The following is a 6016-nucleotide window of genomic DNA, read 5'->3' as shown; positions in this document are numbered from 1 at the left end:
ACCCACACCAACACCAACACCAACACCAACACCAACACCAACACCAACACCTGCACCAACACCTACACCAACACCGACGACTGTACCAACAACAGCAACACCTGCACCAACACCAACACCAACACCCACTCCCGATATAGATACTTGCCTCTGCGATAGCTTGGATTTGAGTAACATCACCTTGTTAGTGACTGATGTTACTCGCACCGGGACTGCTGGCAACGACTCGATCGCAGGCAGCGCAAGCAAAGATGCGATCGACGGTTTGGCGGGCAATGACAGGCTTTTTGGCTTGGGTGGCAGCGATCGCATAATTGCTGGCTTGGGCGACGACACAGTATACGGTGGCAAAGATAACGATGTCATTCTGGGCGACGCTGGCAATGATTGGCTAAGTGGCGACTCAGGTAACGACACGATTTTGGGCGGCAGCGGCAGCGATTCTATCTTTGGTGGCAAAGACAACGATCTACTATTAGGTGAAGGCGATCACGATACTCTCTTTGGCGGTCAAGGTAAGGACACTCTCTGTGGCGGTGATGGCAACGACTGGTTATCCGGCGACAGCGACAACGATGTTCTTGACGGATGCGCTGGCAACGATACGCTGTACGGGGGCAAGGGCAATGACATCCTCACCGGTGGCGCTGGCAATGATTTGCTGTACGGCGGTGCTGGCGATGATACGCTAACGGGTGGCAGTGGTAATGACACTTTTGTGTTAGTAGGAAATCAGTCAAGCGATATAATTCTTGACTTCAGAAAAGGTCAAGATGTAATTGGATTGTCTGGCGGTTTGGGCTTTAACCAATTAAGTATTACTGCTAGTGGCAGCGATACATTAATCCGCCTTGCAAATAGCGATCAACTGTTAGCAACTCTCAAAGGCGTGATTCCAAGTGCGATCGCCTCGACTGATTTCACCCCAATCCTGATCTAATATCGTTTTGCCGATCGCGCTTTTTGAGTAAAAAGAGCGATCTGTTAATATAATATCTGGCAACCTTGTCTGTCATCAATCAAATCACAGACCTCTCGCAAAAATAGCTAAGACGGGCAAAATGCCCATCCCACACAAATCTTTTTTTCTTGTGGGATGGGCATTTTGTTCGTCCTGAAATTTAATTAAAACAATTTTTACAGGAGGTCTAAGGTCTTCATTGTAGGCGGAGTCAACGTACCAGGATAAAAAACTGATGCGGGCGATCGCCCTATAATAGCAAATACATACATAATTCCTAAATCAAATAAGCTTTATGACAATCCCAGAATTAGAAGCGCAACTGCTAGCCTTAACGCCGATCGACAAAGCTGAGGCCATCAGCATCTTAACCCAGAGTTTGAAAAACAGCGGCCGCCCGATCGCAAAAACTCCCGGCGTGATGGGCGGTGATGCTTGTATTGACAACACTCGCATTCCCGTTTGGTTACTCGCCAGCTATCGAAATGACGGCGCTACCGATGCTTTTATCCTAGATTGCTATCCCCAGCTCAGTGCTGCTGATTTAGTAAATGTTTGGGCTTATACTGAAGCTTATCCAGACGAAATTGAGGAAGCAATTCGACAGCAAGATGATGCTGACGAAATCTTAGATACACCTGCAAATCTCAAATAAACCTATGGCGCGTATCTATGCAGACGAACAATTTCCCCGACAAGTTGTGCAAAATCTGCGGTCTTTGGGGCATGATGTCCTGACTGTTCAAGAAGCAGGAAATGCTGGACTACCTGATGAGGATGTATTGGCATTTGCCATCACTGAAAATCGCGTTGTTTTGACCGTCAATCGGCGCGATTTCTTTCAACTGCATAAGCTGGAACCTGACCACTCTGGTATTATTGCCTGCACGCGAGATGACGATATTGCTAAACTGACTGCCAATATTCATGATGCAATATCTACTGCTGAGACATTGACGGGAAAAGTGATTCGAGTCTATCGTTCTGGGCCGCCGTCCATATCTTAATTTAGCGAGTAAAGTGAATTAGCTATTTAAGCGCTCAATAACTCGCTAAATTCTTATCTTTCCGACTGCTGCACCTCCAGCCAAGCCTGCAAATCCGCCATAGTAGCAAAATCCAACAGCGCTTCACTCAAATCTTCGAGCACTAGCAAGGGCAGATTAGCAAGGCGCGATCGCATTTCCTCAGAAAGTTCTTGCCGTAACCGACGGGTTAATTGTCGGACAATCAGGGCACAGGCTTCTGCCTGCCGTCCTTCCTGCCGTCCTTCCTGCCGTCCTTCCGCCTTAGCTTCTTGATAGAATCTCGTTTCCTGTAATGTAATTCCCAACATTGATTCCACCTCGGCTCGACTCAACGATGTAAATTTGTACGACAAAATAGTAGCTAATAGATCTATTATGTCACGACCTGCTGCTGGTGGAACTTCTTGCTGCACTCGGCTCAGCAAATATCTTGCTTCTGCTGGTGCTTGAGTCTCCCCGACAGTCGTCAACACCATCAGCGCAATCCCTAAAGGCAAAGCGCGAATATCCCCTAACTCATCCAAGCACACCCGATGCACTTGATTGCTGTTGAGCAAAGCTCGATAAGGATAAACATCGCTTTGTTCGGCGCTGCGTGATGGATAAATCACTACAGCTTGCCAATCGCTGTAACGACTGCGATTGCGGTAAAAGTATAAAAACGATTCGCCAAACAACCGTTCGTAAAGCTGTTCGTCTTTCTGAAACTGAACTTCACAAAAATAGACGATGCCCGGTTCCTCGGATTCTGGGGGCAAAAATACGCCGTCAATTTCAAACTTAGGTTCTTTGACTGCAACCGAGTCAAAGCGATAATTGGCAGCATTTGCTGGAGTTGTCGCCAGTAGATCGAACAGCAAAGTGGGCGCTTGTCCGAACAGTTTGTAGAAGATTGAATCCCGCCGCATGAAAGATGTGCAAAGAAAGAGAGACAAATTAATACTACTGCATAATGGTTCGCCAAAAATATGCGATCGCCCTCAATCCAAATTTTATTAAAAGGTCGAGTTAAGTTCTACTCAATAAAATCATCAAAAATTCACACATCGCTCGTTTACACTACTATAATAGCAAATATATACCTAATTCATAAATCGCATAAATTCTATTTTATAAGCATGAAGTTTAATACCGTCCAAGAAGTTACATTATGGAAAAATTTTATATTTAATGGTGAAGTTTATGATTTATCGCATCTTAATGCTCGCTGGATTGAGTATGTTGACAAAAAAGACGAAAAAAATATAATCACATACAAATTTATAGTAACTTATGGTTTACATTGTTTTACTAAAGATTCTGATGATATTTCTAGCGAAGAATCACAGCTATTGATGTACAATGGGCCGAGAGAGTCCAGAACGTTTAATTTTGATAGATATCAACTCTCAAGGCAATTACCAAGTATTGTCGAGTCATTGGGCGAGAAGGAAACCTTAGTTTGTCATGCTGGGTATGGAAAATTTGCAATCGTTAAAATTGTAGATTCAAACGGTATTGAGGTTGATTATTTCGTTGCTTTTGCAGCATTCAGAGAAAGTAAAAGGTTGAGATTACATATACACAGTGCTTATCCTATATACGAAGGCATAGGTAAAGTTGAAAAAGTTGGCTTTTTCGTCATAGCCAAAAAGTTATTGCAGAATAAGGAATTACCGAAGCCCTAAAATAACAAAGGCTCCTTAAGGAGCCTTCGCCAAAATATAAATCTTGGTATTCAGAACGTCTTTACCGGAATTCCTCGACCTCGTGGGTAACGGGATGTCATGATTAGATCATGTCTGCTGCATCCTTTTCTCTAATATAGTTCATGGTTTGGATCTATGTCAATTTTTACTCAAGAAAAGTATTAAAATTTTCCAGTGTGGGCAATTTACGGTATGGTACGCTTTCTATTTCTGGATTACCGCAGTTTTTTGGTTTGGTCGATCGCGCCTATGATCTTTCTGACCTATGAGGAGATTTGAGACCAACGTCCGGTTATTGATAGGGGGTTGACGCGATCGGCGTTGGGTGATAGCAATTTGTGATAAGCTTTTAACTCTAATCTAAAATCTAGATTGTACTTTTGGACTATCAACCAATCAGTAAAAAAGCCTTATGACTTCACAAGTACAACTTGAACAGGTAAAGCCAGAGCTAGTTTGGCGATCGCATGATGGACTGTCTCACCTTTATCACGGCGATACTTTGGAACTCATGGCTTTGCTGCCCGCTGAAAGCGTAGACTGCATCTGGACTGATCCACCTTATAACCTTTCCAATGATGGTATTACCTGCGTTGCTGGTCGTATGGTCAAGGTAAACAAGGGGGAATGGGATCGCAGTCAAGGTGCTGAGCTAGACCATGAGTTTAACAAAGCATGGTTGGCTGCTTGTTATCGGCTTCTTAAACCAACTGGTACTATCTGGGTAACGGGCACTCTCCATGTGTATCCATCAGTCGGATTTGCCATGCAGCAGATTGGCTTTCGTATTCTCAATGACATTATTTGGGAAAAACCAGCTCCACCTCCAAATCTGGGGTGTCGCTGTTTCACTCATTCAACAGAACTAATACTATGGGCAACGAAAGCACGTAAAGGAAAAGAACGTTACACATTCAATTATGAGGAAATGAAGGCTGAGAATGGCGACAAACAGATGAAGAATGTCTGGCGAATGTCTACTCCTGGCAAACATGAAAAACTCTATGGTAAGCATCCGACACAAAAACCTATTGAACTTGTTGCGCGTTGTCTTCGAGCAAGCACAAACCCAGACGATCTAGTTTTTGATCCTTTTTCCGGTTCTTCCACAACTGGAGTTGCAGCTTTATCATTAGGGCGGAAATTTATTGGTTGTGAAGCAGATGCAGGTCATGTTGAACTCTCGATTAAACGTTTAACCGGAAGTACCCCTGCCGGGGATAACTTCGGTTTAATTAATCCCACTCAAGTAGAGTTATCACTGGCATTGAAGTAAGGTCATTTATGGAAAGAGTAGAGGCAATTAAAAGACTCACTACATTAGTAGGTCAAGATCTTCGACAACTAGCAGATCATCACCGTGTAACAGTTTGGAGCAAAGAAAATAAGAAAAACAAGGGTTGGGCTGGGCATACAATTGAACGCTATTTGGGATTAGCCATTAACTCATCTCGATCGCCTAATTTTGGTAGTTGGGAGCTAAAGCTAGTTCCACTAATACCTAAACGAACAGGAGAACTCAGAGTCAAAGAAACGATGGCAATCACCATGATAGATCCAGTAGAGGTCGAAAACAAAGAATTTGAGGAAAGCCATCTCTTCAACAAACTACAGAAAATGGTTGTTGTTGCACGGGTATTTGAGAGCCAAGCAGATAATTGTTCTCTTGTGCATTCAGTAGCTTCCTTCGATCTTGATAATCCTCAAATCTACGAGCAAGTGAAAGCAGACTACAACCTTGTTCGGGAAACAATTATAACTCAAGGGTTTTCAAGTCTTAGTGGAAAAATGGGCAAACTTGTACAGCCAAGAACTAAGGGGCAAGGGCACGGCAGTACATCTCGTGCTTTCTACGCTCGAACTGGCTTTGTCGCACATATCTTAGGAGAGGGGTATTCTGTTCCACTGCCTGTCAAGCCTTAACCTATTTTTGATTGGCACTGCTAATTAATTAAGTGTCTAAATGACATGAGGCTGCTATAACTTTAGCGTTAATTAAGGTGAAAATCCGATCTAGTTCTAGTAAACTTGCTAATTCTACAACCTCTTCTGAAGTTAAAAGATTAGCCTTTTTTCTCTCGGCTAATTCTTCCAATCTGGCTTGCAGGTTTTCCGTAAATTTGAATAAGTAAATATCTCTGACTTTCTGCATCGAAATGTCCCGATCGATCCAGTAGGAAGGTTGTACCATAAGTTCAGCTATCATGGCGATTCTACTACTCAGTTACTACATGGATAGTTTTGATTATATCATGAAAACACAAGGATTGCTTTAGCAAAAAACACAATAAAACCTGCATCGATCATTCGTCAGCATTATGTCAGTCGGTTTCAACCGA

At 43.2% G+C, this 6016-nt stretch carries 8 protein-coding genes; 6 read left to right on the top strand and 2 right to left on the bottom strand.

Going from position 1 to position 6016, the window contains the following annotated elements:
- From ACBR23_RS05305 to ACBR23_RS05295, 3 genes are all read left to right on the top strand, one after another.
- Positions 1–940, top strand: a 940-nt coding sequence (locus ACBR23_RS05305; protein WP_371125634.1) for a calcium-binding protein, incomplete at its 5' end; no start/stop codon positions are given.
- Positions 941–1256: 316 nt separating this feature from the next.
- Complete coding sequence (locus tag ACBR23_RS05300) at positions 1257–1616, top strand: DUF433 domain-containing protein (protein ID WP_371119115.1); 360 nt, start codon at positions 1257–1259, stop codon at positions 1614–1616.
- A 4-nt stretch (positions 1617–1620) separates the two neighbouring features.
- A complete protein-coding gene (locus ACBR23_RS05295) occupies positions 1621–1968 on the top strand; it encodes a DUF5615 family PIN-like protein (protein ID WP_371119116.1) in 348 nt (115 codons plus the stop codon).
- A 53-nt stretch (positions 1969–2021) separates the two neighbouring features.
- Here the strand turns inward: ACBR23_RS05295 and ACBR23_RS05290 are convergent, their stop codons facing one another.
- Positions 2022–2897 carry an Rpn family recombination-promoting nuclease/putative transposase gene (locus ACBR23_RS05290; RefSeq protein WP_371119117.1) on the bottom strand — a complete coding sequence of 292 codons (876 nt, stop codon included), beginning with the start codon at positions 2895–2897 and terminating at the stop codon, positions 2022–2024.
- 210 nt (positions 2898–3107) lie between these two features.
- On the opposite strand from ACBR23_RS05290, the gene ACBR23_RS05285 reads away from it, so the two are divergent.
- From ACBR23_RS05285 to ACBR23_RS05275, 3 genes are all read left to right on the top strand, one after another.
- The gene (locus ACBR23_RS05285; protein WP_218962095.1) at positions 3108–3656 is read left to right on the top strand and encodes a stationary phase growth adaptation protein; all 549 of its coding nucleotides are present in this window, start codon (positions 3108–3110) and stop codon (positions 3654–3656) included.
- Positions 3657–4089: 433 nt separating this feature from the next.
- Entirely contained in the window at positions 4090–4953 is an 864-nt protein-coding gene (locus ACBR23_RS05280) for a site-specific DNA-methyltransferase (RefSeq protein ID WP_371119118.1), read from the top strand.
- A gap of 8 nt (positions 4954–4961) precedes the next feature.
- A complete protein-coding gene (locus tag ACBR23_RS05275; RefSeq protein ID WP_371114959.1) occupies positions 4962–5600 on the top strand; it encodes an MvaI/BcnI family restriction endonuclease in 639 nt (212 codons plus the stop codon).
- 28 nt (positions 5601–5628) lie between these two features.
- On the opposite strand, the gene ACBR23_RS05270 is transcribed toward ACBR23_RS05275, so the two are convergent.
- On the bottom strand, positions 5629–5883 hold the full coding sequence (locus ACBR23_RS05270) for a hypothetical protein (RefSeq protein ID WP_371119119.1): 255 nt from the start codon (positions 5881–5883) through the stop codon (positions 5629–5631).
- Between the last annotated feature and the right edge of the window lie 133 nt (positions 5884–6016).

Source organism: Microcoleus sp. (assembly GCF_041354475.1).
Taxonomy (GTDB): domain Bacteria; phylum Cyanobacteriota; class Cyanobacteriia; order Cyanobacteriales; family Microcoleaceae; genus Microcoleus.
This window is presented reverse-complemented; position numbering and strand designations above follow the sequence as displayed.

Coding starts and splice junctions, on each gene's coding strand:
- ACBR23_RS05295 (WP_371119116.1), top strand. CDS start 1,621: ATGGCGCGTATCTATGCAGACGAACAATTTCCCCGACAAGTTGTGCAA.
- ACBR23_RS05275 (WP_371114959.1), top strand. CDS start 4,962: ATGGAAAGAGTAGAGGCAATTAAAAGACTCACTACATTAGTAGGTCAA.
- ACBR23_RS05285 (WP_218962095.1), top strand. CDS start 3,108: ATGAAGTTTAATACCGTCCAAGAAGTTACATTATGGAAAAATTTTATA.
- ACBR23_RS05280 (WP_371119118.1), top strand. CDS start 4,090: ATGACTTCACAAGTACAACTTGAACAGGTAAAGCCAGAGCTAGTTTGG.
- ACBR23_RS05300 (WP_371119115.1), top strand. CDS start 1,257: ATGACAATCCCAGAATTAGAAGCGCAACTGCTAGCCTTAACGCCGATC.
- ACBR23_RS05290 (WP_371119117.1), bottom strand. CDS start 2,897: ATGCGGCGGGATTCAATCTTCTACAAACTGTTCGGACAAGCGCCCACT.
- ACBR23_RS05270 (WP_371119119.1), bottom strand. CDS start 5,883: ATGATAGCTGAACTTATGGTACAACCTTCCTACTGGATCGATCGGGAC.